At 48.6% G+C, this 19,669-nt stretch carries 13 protein-coding genes; 7 read left to right on the top strand and 6 right to left on the bottom strand.

The window, feature by feature from the left end; genetic code table 11:
* The first annotated feature begins 57 nt into the window (after nt 1-57).
* Nucleotides 58-2,514, top strand: coding sequence for an endopeptidase La (lon, locus tag K7B67_RS06810; protein WP_252179607.1), 2,457 nt, complete (start codon nt 58-60; stop codon nt 2,512-2,514).
* 490 nt (nt 2,515-3,004) lie between these two features.
* On the top strand, nt 3,005-6,187 hold the full coding sequence (locus K7B67_RS06805; protein ID WP_252179606.1) for a hypothetical protein: 3,183 nt from the start codon (nt 3,005-3,007) through the stop codon (nt 6,185-6,187).
* A gap of 5 nt (nt 6,188-6,192) precedes the next feature.
* Here the strand turns inward: K7B67_RS06805 and K7B67_RS06800 are convergent, their stop codons facing one another.
* Entirely contained in the window at nt 6,193-6,669 is a 477-nt protein-coding gene (locus K7B67_RS06800; RefSeq protein ID WP_252179605.1) for a YbaK/EbsC family protein, read from the bottom strand.
* 245 nt (nt 6,670-6,914) lie between these two features.
* Between K7B67_RS06800 and ppnN the strand changes: the two genes are divergently transcribed.
* On the top strand, nt 6,915-8,288 hold the full coding sequence (ppnN, locus tag K7B67_RS06795) for a nucleotide 5'-monophosphate nucleosidase PpnN (protein WP_252179604.1): 1,374 nt from the start codon (nt 6,915-6,917) through the stop codon (nt 8,286-8,288).
* Nucleotides 8,289-8,477: 189 nt separating this feature from the next.
* On the opposite strand, the gene K7B67_RS06790 is transcribed toward ppnN, so the two are convergent.
* The 3 genes from K7B67_RS06790 to K7B67_RS06780 all read right to left on the bottom strand — a co-directional run bounded on the left by K7B67_RS06790 (nt 8,478) and on the right by K7B67_RS06780 (nt 10,748).
* Complete coding sequence (locus K7B67_RS06790) at nt 8,478-9,191, bottom strand: Fic family protein (protein WP_252179603.1); 714 nt, start codon at nt 9,189-9,191, stop codon at nt 8,478-8,480.
* Between the two features lie 98 nt (nt 9,192-9,289).
* Entirely contained in the window at nt 9,290-9,901 is a 612-nt protein-coding gene (locus tag K7B67_RS06785) for a hypothetical protein (RefSeq protein WP_252179602.1), read from the bottom strand.
* A gap of 232 nt (nt 9,902-10,133) precedes the next feature.
* Nucleotides 10,134-10,748: a hypothetical protein gene (locus K7B67_RS06780; RefSeq protein WP_252179601.1), complete on the bottom strand. Its 615-nt coding sequence runs from the start codon at nt 10,746-10,748 to the stop codon at nt 10,134-10,136.
* Between the two features lie 189 nt (nt 10,749-10,937).
* Here K7B67_RS06780 and K7B67_RS06775 point away from each other — a divergent pair, with 189 nt between their 5' ends.
* The 3 genes from K7B67_RS06775 to K7B67_RS06765 all read left to right on the top strand — a co-directional run bounded on the left by K7B67_RS06775 (nt 10,938) and on the right by K7B67_RS06765 (nt 15,884).
* Complete coding sequence (locus tag K7B67_RS06775; RefSeq protein ID WP_252179600.1) at nt 10,938-11,663, top strand: hypothetical protein; 726 nt, start codon at nt 10,938-10,940, stop codon at nt 11,661-11,663.
* Nucleotides 11,664-11,954: 291 nt separating this feature from the next.
* Complete coding sequence (gene acnB / locus K7B67_RS06770) at nt 11,955-14,546, top strand: bifunctional aconitate hydratase 2/2-methylisocitrate dehydratase (RefSeq protein WP_252179599.1); 2,592 nt, start codon at nt 11,955-11,957, stop codon at nt 14,544-14,546.
* Between the two features lie 102 nt (nt 14,547-14,648).
* Nucleotides 14,649-15,884, top strand: coding sequence for a macro domain-containing protein (locus K7B67_RS06765; protein ID WP_252179598.1), 1,236 nt, complete (start codon nt 14,649-14,651; stop codon nt 15,882-15,884).
* Nucleotides 15,885-15,897: 13 nt separating this feature from the next.
* Here K7B67_RS06765 and K7B67_RS06760 read toward each other — a convergent pair whose 3' ends face one another.
* The gene (locus tag K7B67_RS06760) at nt 15,898-17,100 is read right to left on the bottom strand and encodes an O-succinylhomoserine sulfhydrylase (protein ID WP_252179597.1); all 1,203 of its coding nucleotides are present in this window, start codon (nt 17,098-17,100) and stop codon (nt 15,898-15,900) included.
* Nucleotides 17,101-17,203: 103 nt separating this feature from the next.
* Here K7B67_RS06760 and K7B67_RS06755 point away from each other — a divergent pair, with 103 nt between their 5' ends.
* A complete protein-coding gene (locus tag K7B67_RS06755) occupies nt 17,204-18,079 on the top strand; it encodes a 5'-3' exonuclease H3TH domain-containing protein (RefSeq protein WP_252179596.1) in 876 nt (291 codons plus the stop codon).
* A 7-nt stretch (nt 18,080-18,086) separates the two neighbouring features.
* On the opposite strand, the gene purF is transcribed toward K7B67_RS06755, so the two are convergent.
* Entirely contained in the window at nt 18,087-19,598 is a 1,512-nt protein-coding gene (gene purF, locus K7B67_RS06750) for an amidophosphoribosyltransferase (RefSeq protein ID WP_252179595.1), read from the bottom strand.
* Nucleotides 19,599-19,669 lie beyond the last annotated feature (71 nt).

The following is a 19,669-nucleotide window of genomic DNA, read 5'->3' as shown; positions in this document are numbered from 1 at the left end:
ACTCCAGATAGTCATTATCCACTTTCTATTCATTCCGAGACTTAATCTGAAAACACTATGACAGATCAGGATAATCAGGAACCCGAAGTTATTTCAGCTGATGAACAGGTAGACGACATGGGAACCGGGCTGGTGCTCCCGGAACAGGCTCTACCTGACAAGCTTTACCTCATCCCTGTCTCAAACCGGCCATTTTTCCCAGCCCAGGTTCAACCTCTGGTATTCAGCAGTCAGGAATGGGAAGAAACACTTCAGCGAGTTGCCCAGAGTCCACATAAAGTGGTGGGACTTAGCTATGCTGCCGGCATGACAGGAGCAGGCCATAAAATCAGCCCCGAAGATTTCCCGGAAGTGGGCTGCACCGTAAAGATCCATAATATTCTTGCAGAGGGTGACCAGATTCAATTCATTGCCCTGGGAATGCAGCGCTTTCGGATCACGCAATGGCTTCGCAAGCGCCCACCCTATCTTGTTCAGGTGGAATACCCCGACAATATTGAAGACGATACCGATGAAATCAAAGCCTATGCGCTGGCACTGATTCAGGCCATCAAGGAACTGATCCCGCTAAATCCACTCTACAGCGAAGAACTCAAAAATTACCTCAATCGCTTCAGTCCAAAAGACCCCTCCCCACTGGCGGACTTTGCAGCAGCCATTACCACAGCACCCGGACCAGAATTGCAGGAAGTGCTTGAAACGCTGTCGGTTCAGCGTCGAATGGAAAAAGTGTTGACCCTTATCCGCAAGGAACAGGAGGTAGCCCGACTTCAGGGTGAGATTAACGCTGAAGTGAACCGAAAAATCAGTAAGCATCAACGTGAATTTTTCCTGAAAGAACAGCTGAAAGTCATACAAAAAGAACTGGGTATTTCAAAAGACGACAGAACGGCTGAAATAGAAGCGTTTGAACAACGGATTGCCGAACTGGATATTCCGGAAACACCCCGGAACAAGATCAATGATGAGATGAAAAAGCTCTCGATTTTAGAAATGGGCTCCCCCGAGTACGCCGTCTGCCGCAACTACCTCGACTGGGCAACCTCAGTACCCTGGGGCAAATACTCCGAAGATATATTTGACCTTGCCCATGCCCGCAAAGTATTAAATGCTGATCACGATGGGCTTGAAGATGTCAAAGACCGCATCATCGAATTTCTGGCTGTTGGCGCCTACAAGCAGGAAGTGTCAGGCACCATTATGTTGCTGGCGGGCCCTCCTGGTGTCGGTAAGACCTCTATCGGACGATCTGTTGCCCGTGCCTTAGGCAGAAAGTTTTATCGTTTCAGTCTGGGCGGCATGAGGGATGAAGCAGAAATCAAAGGCCATCGCCGCACCTATGTCGGCGCACTGCCGGGTAAACTGGTTCAGGCGCTGAAGGAAGTTGATGTTGCCAACCCCGTTATCATGCTCGATGAAATAGACAAAATGGGGGCTTCCTATCGGGGAGACCCTGCTTCCGCCATGCTGGAAGTACTCGACCCGGAGCAGAACAACGAGTTTCTCGACCACTACCTGGACATGAGAATCGATCTTTCAAAAGTACTGTTTATCAGTACCGCTAATCAGTTGGATACGATTCCCGGGCCGCTTCTGGATCGCATGGATGTTATAAGACTATCTGGTTATATCACGGAAGAAAAAATGGCTATCGCCAAAAATCATCTGTGGCCAAAACTATTGAAACAGTCTGGTTTAAAAAAGAGCCAGATCAGACTTTCCGATGCCACCCTAAAAGCCGTCATCGAGGGCTATGCCAGGGAAGCCGGTGTCAGGCATCTTGAAAAGCTGCTGCAAAAAATTATACGTAAAGTGGTTGTTCAACTACTTGAAGGTTCAAATCAGAGCCTGAGCGTGACCAGCAGGAATCTATCTGAATACCTGGGTGCACCCTACTTCAGAAAAGAGAGGCCTATTGAAGGCATTGGTGTCGTAACCGGTCTGGCCTGGACCGCCATGGGGGGCGCAACCCTGCCAGTGGAGGCCAGCCTTATCCACCACCAGCGAGCAGGCTTCAAGCTGACCGGAAAACTAGGGGATGTCATGAAGGAGTCTGCTGAAATAGCCTACAGCTTTGTTTCAAGCCAGGCTGAAAAACTGGGCATTGCAAAAGACTATTTTGAAAAAGCCTTTATCCATCTCCACGTGCCTGAAGGCGCCACCCCAAAAGACGGCCCTTCAGCCGGTATCACCATGGCAACTGCACTGCTATCGCTTGCCACGGGCAAAAAACCCGCCCCTGTTGCCATGACCGGGGAACTGACCCTCACCGGCAAAGTTCTGGCTGTAGGTGGAGTCAGGGAAAAAGTCATCGCTGCCAAACGACAGGGTATTCACACCCTGATCATTCCGGAGGAGTGTCGAAGGGATTACGACGAGCTACCAGATTATATCCGAAAAGGCATGACCATCCATTTTGCCAACACTTTCGAAGACGTGCACAAAGCAGCATTTGTTACAAAGACGTCACCGATAAAGAAAAGCGCAAAGAAGAGTGCGGGTAAAAAGCCCTAACGAACTGTGCCGCCCCTTAGGGGGCGGCACATGATGCTTTGCTCGAACAACGAAGGAGACCTCCGTTAGGACACATGAGTGAGCGAGCTTAAGTATTGTCTCCAAAGGCTGTATTGTCCATTCCCGGTCAAGAATTTTGAAGCATAAAGAATGCTCTTTTATGTCACTTTGTAAAAGTCCAGCCTTTCTCTTTTTTTATCTGCCATTGATTCGACATTTTATAGCGGCAAAAAAACACAGTTGCTCTTTTCAACTCCCCCTTCTTCTGAGCACTACAGCCATCAGCTAAAATGGGTTAATGAGTGTAAAAACCTAACAAACCCATAAGCTGACAACGGACTGTGGCGACATGTCATCACCCCTTACGCCAGGCAGTAACAATTCATCCCCCTCCCGCAGGTTAACCGACAACAATGATCTGCCTCCCGCTCCAGTTACTGGACAGGATCATTTGGGCAGACAGGTCAGTGAGACGGCAACAAACAGTCAATTGAGCCACGAATCATCTGACCAGCACACACCTGAACCTCCCCATATCAACGAAAGAAAGACGGAAAGACGACCCTGGTTTTTCCAACGATGGTACAGAAGTTACATCGGTAAAAAAGGCGCGGCATCCCCTCAAAACCCTGACCTTAACCCTGATGAAGAGGAAAAGCAGAGCCATTACCTTGGCATACTGAAAGGCCTGCCAGGCAAAGCTGCCGGAGCACTGGCGAACCTTCCTGGCGCAGGTTATGAAAAGGCTGCATCAAAGCTGGATAATTTCGTCAGTCGTCAGGCCGGTATTGAGATAACCCATGAAGACGAAAAGGGTCAATGGCGCTCTTTATTGTATGACTTGCTGTGCAGTTATACCGGAGTCGTTGTCAACGGCGAGCAAACCCCATTTAACTTTAACGAAATACTCATCAAGAATGGTGAGGATCTGCCCGTTAGAGTGACGGCATTAAACTTCGACTCAAAAAGAGTCGTCCAGGCATCAGCAAGCTATTTAATCAATGGACAGGCGACAGAAAACCACTTTCAAGTGGGAGACCTTTCCTGCACCGTTGAAATTCCGCTTGCAGATCGCCCTCCTCTGACTCTTCATTTTAAACTCGAAAACACGACCCTCTCAGTCGCCACCGATATGAGTATCGCCCAACTATTAAAAAACACATTCGTTGCCTCTTCTCAGGATCGAACAGCGGTGCAACTTTCAGCCGAAAGAGTAGAAGTCCGATATGAAAATCTCGATACTTATGAAGAACTGACGACCGTGCCTGCCCCTTCAGTAGAGTCAGACTGCCTGGTGGGTTTTGAGCGGGGAAAAGTCACCATGGAAGGCGTCCGGTTTTGCAAGCCTCTGGACTTGCTTGAAGCTTCACCGAAACAGACTTCCATACTCGTTTTCGACTCGTTAAAGTTTACCAACGAATCAGCCCGGCCAGCTTTGGTAGAGGTCAAAAGTGTCAAGGTTCAACACCTTGATGATGCTCATAACGGAACCTTCGCCAGTTCACTGACCATTCACCCCAAGACCATTCGCAACATGCCCTATATTGGCTGGCTGCTGGCCCCTCTCTTCTCCAGGCCTGTTCATCTCGAAGTTGTCGCTTTTATGCAACACGGCGAAATCAGGATAAAAGATTTAAAACGCGGTATCAGTGTTTCCGGCGGAAGACTGACGAGCTGGTTAGTAAAAAAAGCACTGACGGCCAGGCAAACACGACTGGTTCCCCATGAAGCAAGTACGGCACTTCAGATTGGCTGGCCATTGACATTTGTCGCCTGCCAAGTCGATCTGCCTGGCCTGCTCCCTGGAAAGCCGGCAAGCAGGGCAGAGTATCAGGATCAAGTCACTTTTGAGCAACTGCATCAGAGGCCGACTCACGATCCTTCAATAGCTGACCCATCTCCGCTGGACGACACTTCACTTGAAGAACTTCCTTCACGTCATCACCTGCATTTAGAAGCGCTTGATCAAGAGGAAGGAGTACTTATTATACCCGACACCTTCAGTAGAATACTGAGTGAGATCGCCTCAGGAGATCAAGCCTTAGCCCAGCCATTAAGAATGGTGCCAAGGTTGTTGGAAACACGTTGTATAGAAGCAACAAAAGGTGACGAAGCCGCCTGTCGGGCCTTGCTCCGTTTTGTCCGGGATCAGGAAAAATTTCAGCACGAAAGTGACTGCATGATCGCTCTTCAGGCGATTCCAGCAGCGTTCTTTGTCAAGGAAGCTGCAAAGGCCGATGATGAAACATGGTTATGGCTTGAGAGTGTTGCCCACAGGCTGATTGCCGTCGATGGCGAGAAAGCCTTTGAGCTGTACAAACAGCTACTAAAAAGAAAAGACATCGAAAATGCCAGTGAACTGGTCACTGATATTGAATGGCTGATTCATCTGGCAAAGAACCTGCCTACCAACACGCCCGAGGAAAAAGCCCTGGCCTTTCGACTGGCTGAGTTTACCTATAAGTCCAACCCGGAAAAAGCAGAAGACATTATCAAACTGCTTATCCGTTGGAGCCAGAACAAGCTCTATAAAAACAGCCAGATGAGAACCTTTATTGAAGATTTAATCAGTCACCACCCTTACTTTACCGACCCTCATCATCTCGTTTCATTACTTAATCTGCTTGACCGGAGTCATCCGGACATCGTCGCCCATGCACTGGCCCACTTCCCGATACAGACTCTTCTGCAAAACTTCCAGGTACACGACAACATCCGGGCGCATAACACGCTGGGTTTTCTTAAAGAACTGCTGATTAGACATGGTTTATTCAAAGAAGCTGCTGAACTGTTGATTGAGTCAGGAAATCACAGACAGGCCGCAAGGATGCTTGACCTTGGCATCAGGCAGGGTAACCCTTCAGCCCTGAAAGTCATGCTGGAACTGGCGGTAAGGGATCAGCTACCTGAAGACATAACCTTAGAAAAAGAAATGCGTCGCCTCAGACACTTAATGGAAAATCCCACAACCTCTGAAGCAATGAGCGAGGCGGCTATGTCAATCTTAGCCGATGTTATGAAACAAAAGCCTCACCCGGAACTTGCAGAGATTTTCACTGAAGGTGTGCTGATGGCAGAGGAAAAAAAAGCGTATTTTGTTAAAGCCGTCAACAGCCTGTTTAACCTTCAAGACGGCGAAGCGGTGACTCTGAGTGACCGCCTGCAAACCCTGAATCAGATTGAAGAATATCTGAAAGCCGCCCGAACGGATGAGTCAGCCTATTTAAACAAACCTCTCATATTGAAGCAGATTCAGGATGCCAATCAACAGGTTGATCGGGTCATGAAATTACTCATCAAAGTAAGAGGCCCTGTTGAACCCAATCTGCTGGCCGCGCTCATTTCAGCTTCTCAGGCAGAAGCAGACATTGAAACAGAAGAAGACGACGATGTGTTTTTTGATGCTGAGGATAACTTCTTCGACCCAGTGATTGATGAAGCGTCCGCCACTCTGAATGAACACACTGCGACAGCCAATAATGAAGAGAACGAAACAACAATCGCTTCAACCGATCACACTGATCACCAGGAAGAAGAAGCTTTTCTTTCAAGAAGCTTACCAAGCTATACGTCACTACTTGGCCAGCCGGTATTCTCCAGACCTTCGAGCGAATTTCTCGACCCGGCACTCAGGAAAGTATGGGCCTCAATACTTGGGATGAGGGTCAAGTGATCCCTTCAGGCTATCGCGGCCCTCTGTTTCTTTGAGAGCACAACGGGGTGTACCAACTCCTGAAAGTCCTGCCAGCCCATCACCAAAAGTTCCGATGAATCACCACTGTTGAAAGCGACGATGCTGCCCCTGTCCAGCGAGTCAACTGCGTAAACAGGCAGACCAAACAACCCTCCGAAAGGCGGTGTGGCTCCCAACCCACAATGACCAAAGGTTGATGCAAACTCTTCCTCCGTGGCCAACTCTGCGGTATGACTGCCTGCTGCGTGTCGCAATTGACTGAAGTTGACTCTTTCGGTGGCTGGCAGTACACACAGTGCCAGCTTGCCATCGAGTTTAACCACGACTGTTTTGGCCAGATTATGCCCACTGATGTGCGCTTTTTCGGCAATTTCCTGGGCCGTAAAAGCAGGAGGATGACGATGGACGGCAAAGGGCACATGATGATGGTTCAGATAGTCTACTACTCTTTGTTCAGCCATTTTCACTACCTCTGGCAAAGCCTGAAAGAGCCGAAACGAGATGTGAGCCGAAGCATTCAACTCATAGAACGGAATTAACATTCTAAATTTGTCAGAGGATAGTCAATCCGTCAAGACTGAAAAAATGTCTTATATCCACATATAATAAATCTGTCGCCGATTGCACAATACGACCATGGGACCAGACCCACTGTGCTATTCAAATCGCTGGACGATTTTCACGATAAAAAAAACCAGGGGGTATCATGACCGCCAGAAATACTGTTTCCACCATCGTTAACCCTGTGGGTTCTATGCGTGTTCTCTCAAACCGTGAGGTCAGCAGTCTCCAGGACACCAGCCAGAAAGGCCTGCATCGTTTGTTCCGACAGTGCGCCCTGGCCATACTCAACTGTGAACAGGAAGGTGATGACGCCGAAGAAATCATGGAGCAATTCCAGGATTTTGACATCCGCATAGTCCAGGAACACCGTGGGCTGAAACTGGAGTTAATTAACGCGCCCGCCGATGCCTTTGTGAGCGGAAAACTGATTCGCGGTGTCCGGGAAAACCTGTTTTCCGTTCTCCGAGATATACTTTATGTGTCGTCTCACATCACAGAAGACCCACGCTTTACCCTAGAAAGCTCCACTGACATCACCCATCTGGTTTTCCAGATTCTCAGACACGCAGATGCTTTTATTACCCAACAGGTGCCCAGTATTGTGGTGTGCTGGGGTGGACACTCTATCGCCCGACATGAGTATGAATATACCAAGAAAGTAGGTTATCAGCTGGGTCTGCGGGGTATGAATATCTGTACAGGTTGTGGCCCTGGTGCCATGAAAGGCCCGATGAAAGGCGCCTATATCGGCCATGCCAAGCAGCGCACCTCCCGTGGTCGATTTATTGGTTTAACCGAGCCGGGCATTATTGCGGCGGAATCACCCAACCCTATTGTTAACGAATTGATTATCCTGCCGGATATTGAAAAACGTCTGGAGGCGTTCGTTCGTCTGGGTCATGGCATCACCGTTTTTCCGGGTGGGCCGGGCACCTGTGAGGAAATTCTCTATATTCTTGGCATTCTGCTCAACCCTGCCAACAGGGACGTTCCTTTCCCACTGGTGTTCACAGGGCCGGAAGCGGCCAGAGACTATTTTGAAAAAATTGATGCCTTTATTGGCAATACTCTGGGGGAAGAAGCCCAGTCACGCTATCGGATCATTATTGATGATCCGCTGGAGGTCAGCCGGGTAATGAAAAGCGGACTGGAGCAAGTTACCCGCTATCGCAGAAAGCATGGTGATGCGTACTACTTCAATTGGTTACTTCAGATTGATGAGGATTTTCAAACCCCCTTTGACCCAACCCATGAAAACATGGCGAATCTTGAGCTAAATACCCAGCTGCCTCCCCACGTCCTGGCAGCAAACCTTCGACGGGCCATGTCAGGTATTGTGGCGGGTAATATCAAAGAAGAAGGCGTTTGCCAGATCAGGGCAAAAGGCCCGTATCAGTTAAAGGGAGAGCCGGAGCTTATGAAACAGGTAGACAGTCTGCTTCAGTCTTTTGTCGAGCAATTCAGAATGAAGTTGCCAGGCAGTCGTTATGTTCCCTGTTACGAGATTGAAAGCTAGTACACGCTTTCAATCTAATTGACGGGTTCCCGGTTCCCTCTATTAATGGCACCCAGACTCCGTTCACCCTGAGCGGAGTCGAAGGGTGCCGGGCACGGTCTTTATTGTTGGTTCGGAGCCCACATCCTTCGACTCCGCTCAGGATGAACGTAGATTGTGCCTGGCACCCTTCGCTTTCTTGCTTTTTTGTTAGCCACCCAATGGGGCAGGTTTGAAATTACCTAAGATTTTCTTATTGAGGCATGATCTCAGAAAGGTATTCATCCCGCTCATATCTGCTGTTGCATAGAAGTCAAGCATCAACTGGTTAAACTCTATCTGTCGTTTGGCTGGAACATTGATAATTGGAAACCCATGTGAAAGCAGAATACCATTCATCATAAACCGTCCCATACGCTTATTCACATCCCAAAAGAATTGTGCCCTTGCCATTCTCAGAAAGGCAGTGATTGCCCTGTCATAGACATCGTTATAACCGATTATTTCTGACTCAATCTCAGCCCAGACAGTATCAAGTTCTTCAGATGAAGGAGGCTCGTATTTTGAGCCACTGATCGTTACGGGACCCGTCCGAAAAACTCCCCACGCCAGAGCTTCTTCTTTACCGGCAATGCCGTGAATGGCCAAAGCAACGTCTTTGGAAAAAGAGAACTTACCTTCAGAAACCAGGGCAAACAGATATTTCCAAGCCTCTGCCTGATGCAGAGCCATATTCTGGTCGCTTATTTTATGACCGCCAACCGTAATTCCATCTAACAGGGTTTGGATTTCTGAAAAAGTCATCGCAACGCCTTCAAGGTTTACAGCGTCGTAAACCAAAGAAGGAATATCACGGATGGCAAGCTGCCTGGCCATCCCGCGATGAGGAGTCATTCCCCAAACAGTATCTTTTGCCGTTGTCATTGGCTCGTCTCGAAGGTAGAAATCCCTGCATTATATCTGCATGAGCTCTGATCGTCATGCAGCTCGATCTTTTATATGTATTTTTTTAGACGGCAATGTTACTGCAATGCTGCACGAATTAAATTCATAGTTTCTTCGTACTCTTTTGCTAAGTCGAGATTAGTACACGTTGCTAAAAAAACCTCATCTTTTACCAATATCTCGTACAATTTTGATAAAAAATCTTTTGCTGCTTCGGAAACTTGTTCATCTTCTAGCTTGTCTCCTTCATTAAAAAGATCAAACTGTGGAACAGTAAATGTAACTTCATTATCAAATGGAGCGCTAGCCACCCCTCTACCAACGGACATCATCCGAACACAATCCTGCACCGCTCGCTCAGCAAAATCTTTATCTTTAGACCCCTGGCGCCTGGCTTGTTTTCTTACTAGTTTTAAAAAGACATCGCTTGAAGCAGGCATATCTGGCTGCTGCCTGGCAAGCAATGATGCATGATAAAACCTCAGAAATGAGAGATTTTCTTGAAACTCTAAACCAGAAAAAAGAGTCGCAACTTCTGGTTCAAGCTGCTTTTGTTTGACACCTATCTCATTAACAAGAGACACCAGACTATCCATCGCTTTATAGACTGATGCATTGGCGTTATATGAACAAAAAACAGATAAAACAAAAATAATTCGAGCTATTATAATGGATTTTTGATTTTTCATGTGATTCAGACTTCTTTACTTTGAAAATGAACACTGAAATGTAGCACCTTTTTATTATTTTGCAGGATATTTAACTTCTCAGCCGCTCTGACCTGTCGCTGCTTGTTATGTCCACTGACTCGAATGTTAGTGAAACTTTCTTTTTACAAGGATTTGATAGGGCTTTCAATCAGCTATCAAGGATGAACCGTTTTATTACGGTTCATACGTGTTATTTTTTGAGACTACAACGTTACTGCAATGCTGCACGAATTAAATTCATAGTTGTTTCGTACTCTCCTGCTAAGCCCAGATTAGTACACGTTACTAAAAAAACCACATCTTTTACCAATATCTTGTAAACTGCTGATAAAAATTCTTTTGCTGCTTCGGCAACTTGTTCATTTTCCAGCTTGTCTCCTTCATCCAAAAGATCAAGTTGTGGAAGATGATAACGTATTCCATTAAAAGCTGTAAAGCTAGCATCTCCTTTACCCATGGACATTAGCCCAGTTAACTTTTGCACCGCAAGCTCAGCAAAATGCTCAGACTTGGAGCGCCTGGTTTCTTTTCTTACTTGTTGCATATAGACAACTCTTGAAGGAACTACACCTGGCTGTTGTCTGGCAAGTAATGTTGCATGATGTATTCTCAGATGCATGACATGGTTGTCCATTTCTGAATCAGAAAAAATGGACACGCCTACTTGGTTAAGCTGCTCTTGTTTGAGACCTATCTCATTAACAAGAGAGACCAGGCTATCCATCGCCTTATAGACTGATGCATTGGCGTTATATGAACACAAAACAGACAAAACAGACAAAACAAAAACAATTCGAGCTATTACAATGGATTTTTGATTTTTCATGTGTTTCAGGCTTATTTACTTTGAAAATGAACACTGAAATGTAGCACCTTTTTATTATTTTGCAGGATATTTAACTTCTCAGCCGCTCTGACCTGTCGCTGCTTGTTATGTTCACTGACTCGAATGTTAGTGAAACTTTCTTTTTACAAGGATTTAATGAGGCTTCCAATCAGCTATCGAGGAAGAGCCATGCAACCATTACAAGGTAACCAGGCATCAAAAGCTTTATTAAGATCAGGAATGGTTGCTCCATGCACCACAGCATCTAATCCACCAGCACAGTGGAAACTGGAGATCTGCCAATACAAGGCAAACTTGCTACCGAATTATTTTAAGCTTAAGCACTTTCCATTTATTCTCAATGGGAAGCTTTATCATCGTATACACCAGCAAACAGGCTGTGACTCTGTTTCAAAAAATGATGAGATTTTATTAGAAAGTTTTACTGACCGACAAGAAGAAAAAAGCAGCCTGATAAAAAAGAGACTTTCTGATGTCATAACAAAAGGTTTTAACAATGTTTGTACCGGTTTTGATGAATATACAAAAAAAACAATATATGGCGTATGTCACGACTTTGCTCACTACCTCAGCCTTGGCTTTTCAAATTGTGAGTCCAGGAAATATAAAGATTATGATGCTTTTTACGAATCACTCCCATACATAAAAGTCACTGAGTTTACTGGAGAACAGGATTTAAGGTTTGGAGATATTGTGGAAATAACAGAGCAGCCTGCCTGCGTTGAACATAAACCTCCGGTTTACCACAGCATGGTTTATATCGGTGATGGAAAATATATTAGCAAGATTTCCGGGCTTGATATTTACATCCACGATCGTGAATCAATATTGGATATGGTTGAGGACTGGAAAAAAGGAAATCTGAGGGTTATCAGAGAGGCAGACACCCGGTAAACACCGCAACCCGGAACCAGCTTGTCAGGTGCGCATCTACCGACTGGATGGCATTATACAACCAGTATTCACCTGATTTATAGCAAAGATTTCGGGATACCCTTAACTTGAATAATGCTATCCGCTATACTGCCCGCGCCGCCGGTGGGTTGAAGAACCAAAGGTTACGGTTGTTTTCACTGATAACCTGTACACAATAATTCCCACCAGTATACGATGCCTGCACACACCACTGTAGCAATAACAGCAAAGGTGACCGGACAGGCCGCACAGATTAATGAGGGTAGATGCGTGCTAGAAGCCTATAGAAAACATGTCGAAGAGCGTGCAGCAGAAGGTGTCCCGCCAAAACCATTAAGCGCCGAACAAGTCACCGGGCTGGTAGCCCTGCTGAAAAACCCACCAGCCAGTGAAGAAGAATACCTGCTGGAGCTGCTGGAAAACCGAATTCCGCCAGGCGTCGACGAAGCCGCTTACGTTAAAGCCGGTTTCCTGTCCGCCATTGCCAAAGGCGAAGCAGAGTCCCCATTGCTGGATAAGAAAAAAGCGGTTGAACTGTTGGGCCTGATGCACGGTGGCTACAACATTGAAACACTGGTTGAGCTGCTGGACAGCACCGAACTGGCGGAGCTGGCTGCAGAACAGCTGAAAGGCACCCTGCTGGTGTTTGATGCCTTCCACGACATTGAAGAAAAAAGCAAGGCCGGAAATGCCCACGCTAAAGCGGTACTTCAGTCCTGGGCGGATGCCGAGTGGTTCACCCAGCGTCAGGCCGTTCAGGAAAGCATCAAAGTGGCTGTCTTCAAAGTGTCTGGCGAAACCAACACCGATGACCTCTCTCCGGCTCCTGATGCCTGGTCCCGTCCTGACATTCCGGTTCATGCCCGTGCCATGTACAAAATGACCCGCGATGGTCTGGAACCTGAAGAACACGGTGTGACCGGCCCGTTGAAACAGATCGACGATATTAAGGCCAAGGGCCTGCCTGTTGCCTTCGTAGGCGACGTCGTGGGCACCGGCTCTTCCCGTAAGTCTGCTACTAACTCGGTACTCTGGTTCTTCGGTGACGATATTCCCGGCGTACCTAACAAACGTGCTGGCGGTATCTGTATTGGTGGCAAAGTCGCTCCTATCTTCTTCAACACTATGGAAGATGCGGGTGCCCTGGTTTTTGAAGCCCCCGTTGATAAGCTGAACATGGGGGATGTGATTGAGATCCGTCCCTACGACGGCAAAATCCTGTCCGAGTCCGGTGAAGTGCTGTCTGAATTCGGCTTCAAGTCCGATGTTATCCTGGACGAAGTTCAAGCTGGCGGTCGTATTAACCTGATCATTGGCCGTGGCCTGACTGACCGTGCCCGTGAAGCCCTGGGGCTGGGGCATTCTGATAGTTTCCGTCGTCCTGTTGCTCCCAAAGCCTCCAACAAAGGTTTTACCCTCGCCCAAAAAATGGTCGGCAAAGCCTGTGGGGTAGAAGGCGTCCGTCCCGGCACTTACTGTGAACCCAGAATGACCACCGTCGGTTCTCAGGACACCACCGGCCCAATGACCCGTGACGAGCTGAAAGACCTGGCTTGCCTTGGCTTCTCTTCTGACCTGGTGATGCAGTCGTTCTGTCATACAGCGGCTTATCCCAAACCTGTTGATGTTGAAACGCATCACACGCTGCCTGACTTTATCATGAACCGTGGTGGCGTCTCCCTGCGTCCCGGTGACGGTATCATCCACAGCTGGCTGAACCGGATGCTGCTTCCAGACACGGTGGGTACGGGGGGCGACTCTCACACTCGTTTCCCACTGGGTATTTCCTTCCCTGCCGGTTCCGGTCTGGTGGCCTTTGCTGCGGCTACCGGAGTAATGCCTCTGGATATGCCAGAATCCATTCTGGTTCGCTTTAAAGGTGAAATGCAGCCGGGTATCACACTGCGTGATTTGGTACACGCTATTCCTCTGTACGGTATCAAGCAAGGTCTGCTGACGGTTGAGAAGAAAGGCAAGAAAAACGCCTTTTCTGGCCGCATTCTGGAAATCGAAGGTCTGGAAAGCCTGACTGCCGAGCAAGCCTTTGAACTGTCGGACGCTTCTGCGGAACGTTCCGCTGCCGGGTGTACCATCACGCTGTCTGAAGCGTCCATTAGCGAATACCTGAAGTCCAACGTGACCATGCTGCGCTGGATGATCAGCGAAGGTTACGGTGACCCCCGTACTCTGGAGCGCCGTGCCCGCAAGATGGAAGAGTGGCTGGCTAACCCTGTTATGATGCGCGCTGATGCTGACGCAGAGTACGCTGAAGTGATTGAAATAGACCTGTCTGAAATCAAAGAGCCGATTCTCTGTGCGCCTAACGATCCAGACGACGCCCGCACACTGTCTGACGTAGCGGGCGACAAGATTGACGAAGTCTTCCTGGGTTCCTGCATGACCAACATCGGTCACTTCCGTGCAGCAGGTAAACTGCTGGAGCAGAACCAGAACCCTCTGCAAACCCGCTTCTGGATGTCTCCTCCCACCAAGATGGACAAAGCCCAGCTGGAAGAAGAAGGCTACTACCACATCTATCAGGACAGCGGTGTTCGTACCGAAATTCCGGGCTGCTCACTGTGCATGGGTAATCAGGCTCGTGTCGAACCGGGCGCCACGGTACTGTCAACCTCTACCCGTAACTTCCCGAACCGTCTCGGTGACGGCGCGAACGTCTACCTGTGTTCCGCTGAGCTGGCTGCTGTTGGTGCAATTATGGGTAAGATTCCTACGGCGGATGAATACATGGCCTACGCTCAAAACCTGGACTCCATGTCCGGCGAAGTCTACCGTTACCTGAACTTTGATCAGGTTGAGTCTTATCAGAAGGCAGCCGATGACGTTATCGCTAAAGCAAGCTGATCAGTGAGCTGATTATCACCCCAACAATCCCCGCTATTATGCGGGGATTTTTTTAACTCGTTTTACGGGGACTGGTTGCCGGAAGCCTGTTCAAGAGAAGAATTGCTTATACTGAAAACTATCGGTAAATTTTCTGGCATAACAAAATTTTCTGGCACAACAATGATTCCAACGCCTGATTCGGTCAGCTCAGCATCCAACTGGAAGATTTTCAAAAGCTGGGTAAAACATAAACTGCGCACCGCCTTTACCCGGAACCGGAAAACCCGGGTACTGGAAGATCCCGCAGCCTTACTTCAGGAAGCCAGAGCCAGGGGCGACAATCCTTATTCGGGTATCAGACTTCGCAACATCAAACGGGATGAAAATCCGCAGTCCCACATCAACAGAACCGCTCGACAATCCAGAAATGACTTTGCCCGCATTGGTATTAATGTCGACTCACTGCCCGAAGAAACTGACCTCTTATGTGAGCTTCAGAACAAGCTGCTAACCCGTGCCAAGCTTCTTCAAATCCAAATCTTTAAACAGGGAACGCTGGCAGACATGCAAGCTTTCTCCAGGCTGGTGAATCAGGTGATCGTCGGCGACTGGGTAGCCGTCCTGAATCATCTTACTCTGCAAAACCCTGCCGACAGGGCCCATGAACTGGCCGCTTTTGTCAGACCTCTGCAACGGCTACTGACTCCCGAACAGGAACAGCCTGCCGACACTCTGATCCAGAAGGATGTCAGGATACCCGCTGACCAACTGTTAGAAAAAGAAGTCTTTTTGCTGTCCGGGGATATCAGCCGCATAAACGAGTTACGAACCCAGCCCATTCAAGCCATTGCCTGCCCCTACACGCCCAGGGGGGCAGAAAATGAAACGGCTTTACTGACTCAGCTTTCCGAGATTGACCCCGGTTTGGCTAGAAAAGGATTTCTGGAGACCATTAAAAGGATGAACCCGGGACTGGCCATCATTTCACCCAGCCCTGCCCTGCAGGACAAAGGCTTCAGTCACATGGTTCATGCCATGCTTCCCCATGCCAGTTCCAGGAATATCAATTCAGAGCTGAATAGCGCCTACCAATCGGCCATCGAAGCCGCTCACAGAAAAAACCTGTCGAGTATCGCCATCCCCATTTTCAGCGCCGAAATGAATATTCGCCCTCAAAGAGCAGCAGCCATTGCTTGTATCGCCATCAGCCGATATATGAGCAGTCACCCTCATAAAACCAGACCGCCCAAGGTGTACCTGGTTTGCCCTGGCACCCCGGAAGGTCAAAAGATTCAGCTGTACATGAACCATTACCTGAGCCAGAAGATGCCAAAACCTCCTGCACAGGAACACTAGGAGCCTCAGGGGATTACAGCAAACGCCTTAAGCCTTTCTCAAGATCCGCCTTCAAATCTTCAAGATTCTCAAGACCTACCGCCACCCTGATCAAATTCTCAGTAATACCGGTTCTTGCTTTGTCTTCATCAGAAAGACGACAGTGTGTGGTCGTGGCCGGATGGGTGATCGTTGTGCGGGTATCCCCCAGGTTCGCGGTTCTGGAAATAAAGGTGACGGCATTCATAACTTGCCAGGCCTGCTCTCTGCCGCCTTTCACTTCGAAGGCAAGAACACCGCCAAAGCCTTTCTGCTGACGTTTTGCCAGACTGTGACCAGGGTGAGACTCAAGGCCGCTGTAGTGAACCCTTTCGACAGCAGGATGGGCTTCCAGCCACTGGGCCAGCGCCATCGTATTACGACAATGGGCATCCATTCTCAGGTTGAGTGTTTCAAGGGATTTGTAAAAATTCCAGGCATTGAAAGGGCTCATTGAAGCGCCAGCCGCACGCTGCCAGAGATGCATCTCATTAATAAGCTCTCTACTACCCACCGCCACGCCACCCATGCAGCGTCCCTGACCATCGATATACTTGGTGGTAGAGTGGACAACAATATCCGCACCCAGCTTAAGAGGTTGCTGCAGGGCCGGTGTACAGAAGCAGTTGTCCACCATCAGCAAAGCGTCATTGTCATGAGCAATGGCGGCCATAACTTCCAGATCCACCACCTCACCCATAGGGTTCGAAGGCGTTTCCAGAAACAGAAGACGCGTTTTGGGACGCATGGCTTCTCGCCATTGCTGGTAATTCGTGAAATCAACAAACGTGGTGTTAACGCCAAACTTGTCCATGTATTTGGCAAAAAGGGTAACCGTTGTGCCAAAAACACTGCGTGAGCAGATCACATGATCACCGGCTTTCAAGATGCCCATACACATACCCAGGATAGCCGCCATGCCTGAAGCCGCGGCACAGGCCAGCTCTCCCCCTTCCAGGGCTGCCATACGTTCTTCAAACATTTTTACTGAAGGGTTGGTGTACCGTGAGTAAACGTTGCCCTGTTCATCACCGGCAAAAACAGACTGTGCCTGCTCAGCACTGTCGTAAGTGAAGCTGGAAGTCAGATAAATCGCTTCGCTATGTTCTTTTTCGCCACTGCGGATGACACCTGTCCTGATCGCCTGCGTTTCAAACGCCCATTGATTCTGGTTATTACTTTCGTCGTTGTCTTTCATTTTTGGTCCTATACTATCGCTCGGGCTGCTTAGTGGCTCAGGGCTGCTTATCAATCGCTCAAGGCTGTTCACCATAAAAAATAGTTTGCCCTGCGATTGACAAGTGACCAACGATAACGAAAAAATCCGACGGTTAACAGTAAAAATACCCACTCTGGCTACCGGGTTTACGAGTGATAAAGGAAAAAATAGAATGCGCCCTCACCTGCTTTTGATTGATGCTCTTAATCTTATCCGAAGAGTGCATGCTGCTGTCAGGGCCCCCGATGAAGACAGTCAGGTGGATGGCGCTATTTCGGCCACCCTCTCTTCACTGACACGAGCCATTAAAGAAACCGCGCCTAGCCATTGCCTGATGGTGTTTGATGGCAACCCTCCCACCTGGAGACACGCGCTTTTCCCTGACTATAAAAAGGGTCGTAAGCCCATGCCCGAACCCTTGAGGAAAAGACTGGGTGATTTTAACCGGGCGTTTCTGAACATGGGGGTGAAGACCTTCCGAAAGTCAGGCCTGGAAGCGGATGATGTGATTGCAGCTGTGGCCTGTAAAGCATCAAAAGCCGATATCGAAACCACCATACTGTCAACAGACCGCATTTTTCTGCAACTGTTGAGTGCCCCGCAAATAAGGCTGCGTGATCATTTCCAAAAGTGTGATTATCAAGGCGAGAGCGTACAGAACCTGTACGGTTTTGGCGCAGACAGGCTAACCCAGTTCTGGGCCATGGCTGGCGTGGGGGATGTGCCCGGAGTTCAGGGCGTAGGCGACAAAGGAGCCACTTCCCTGATTCTGGAACATCAGGAAATAAGCAATATTTTTTTGCTGGACGAGGAAGCTAAAGGAGCGGCAGGAAAGGTAGTGAGGCAGAAAGACCTGGCATTATTAAGCCTGAAACTGGCGACTCTGGCCTGTGATCTTGAGGTTGGGGTTAGGATGAGGGATTTGAGATATGTGCCAGCTTCCGGAGAAGCTGGCTGAGAAACTGTCAGTCAAGCTCGTCATCATTATAAAGATCAATGATCGAGTCGCTTCCCTCATTCGCCCGGGTCTCTTCGTTCCTGCTGGCAGCCAGGCGGCTAAGATAGTCACTGTCGATACCGCCGGCCACGTATTTACCATCGAAAACCGAACAGTCGAAGTCAGCAATATCGGGATTCAACGAAGAAACGGTCTTTTTAAGATCATCCAGATCCTGGAAGATCAGACGATCCGCCCCGATTTCCTGCTCAATCTCCTTATCACTCCGGTTATAAGCTATCAGTTCTTCTGATGTCGGCATATCAATCCCATAAACATTGGGGTAGCGAATCGCAGGGGCAGCCGAGCTAAAATAGACTTTCTTTGCACCACTGTCCCTGGCCATATCGATAATTTGCTGACAGGTCGTACCTCTGACAATAGAGTCATCCACCAACAGAACATTCTTGCCTTCAAATTCCTGGCGAATCGCACTGAGTTTTTGGCGAACGGATTTCTCGCGAACTTCCTGACCTGGCATGATAAAGGTACGACCGATGTAGCGGTTCTTAACGAAGCCCTCTTTATATGAAAGCCCTAATCTCCTTGCAATCTCCAAGGCGGAGGTTCGGCTGGTGTCAGGAATGGGCATGACGACATCAATATCGTGTTCTGGCCACTCTCTGAGAATCTTGTTGGCGAGAATCAGCCCCATTCTCTGATGAGCCTGGTAGACAGAAATACCATCAACAATAGAGTCAGGACGGGCCAGATAGACATATTCAAACATACAAGGGTTCTTGACGCCCGACACACACTGGAACGTGTGCAACTGATTATTTGAGTCTATAAATACAGCTTCGCCCGGCTCAACATCACGGATAACCTCAAAGCCGGAGGCGCTTAAGGCAACGGATTCAGAAGCCATCATGTATTCTGTGCCTTTGTCGCTTTCTCGCTTACCGTAGATCAGAGGGCGAATACCGTGAGGGTCGCGGAAACCAATGATGCCGTGACCATTGATCATAGCGACCACAGCGTAGCCACCTTGGCAACGCTTATAGACTTGCCCAACAGCCTGAAAGAAGTCTGCCGGACTGGGCTGCAGCTTGCCAGACTGCTCCAGCTCATGGGCGAAAACATTCAGCAAAATCTCTGAATCAGAGTGAGTATTGATATGGCGAAGGTCGGTTTGAAAGAGCTCTTGCTTGATATTCTCGGCATTGGTCAGATTCCCATTGTGGGCGAGAGCAATGCCGTAAGGAGAGTTAACATAAAATGGCTGGGCCTCGGCTGAGCTGGAAGTCCCTGCGGTAGGGTATCGAACATGAGCAATCCCCATATGCCCTACCAGTTTCTTCATATGCCGGGTTCTGAAGACATCACGCACCAGCCCGTTATCTTTTCTCAGACAGAAATGACCACCCCCCAGGGTCACCATTCCAGCTGCATCCTGCCCCCTGTGCTGAAGCACGGTCAGCGCATCGAACAACAGCTGGTTTACATTCACCGTCGCCGAAATACCGACAATTCCACACATTTATCACACCCTCTATCACACCCTCAGGCTGGATTAGTGACTCCAAAGCTCTGGTTTTTTGTACTTATCGC

Origin of the sequence: Endozoicomonas sp. 4G (assembly GCF_023822025.1) — a bacterium.
GTDB lineage: Bacteria > Pseudomonadota > Gammaproteobacteria > Pseudomonadales > Endozoicomonadaceae > Endozoicomonas_A.
Note: the sequence above shows the minus strand (reverse complement) of the source record. Positions and strands in the feature narration are given on the sequence as shown.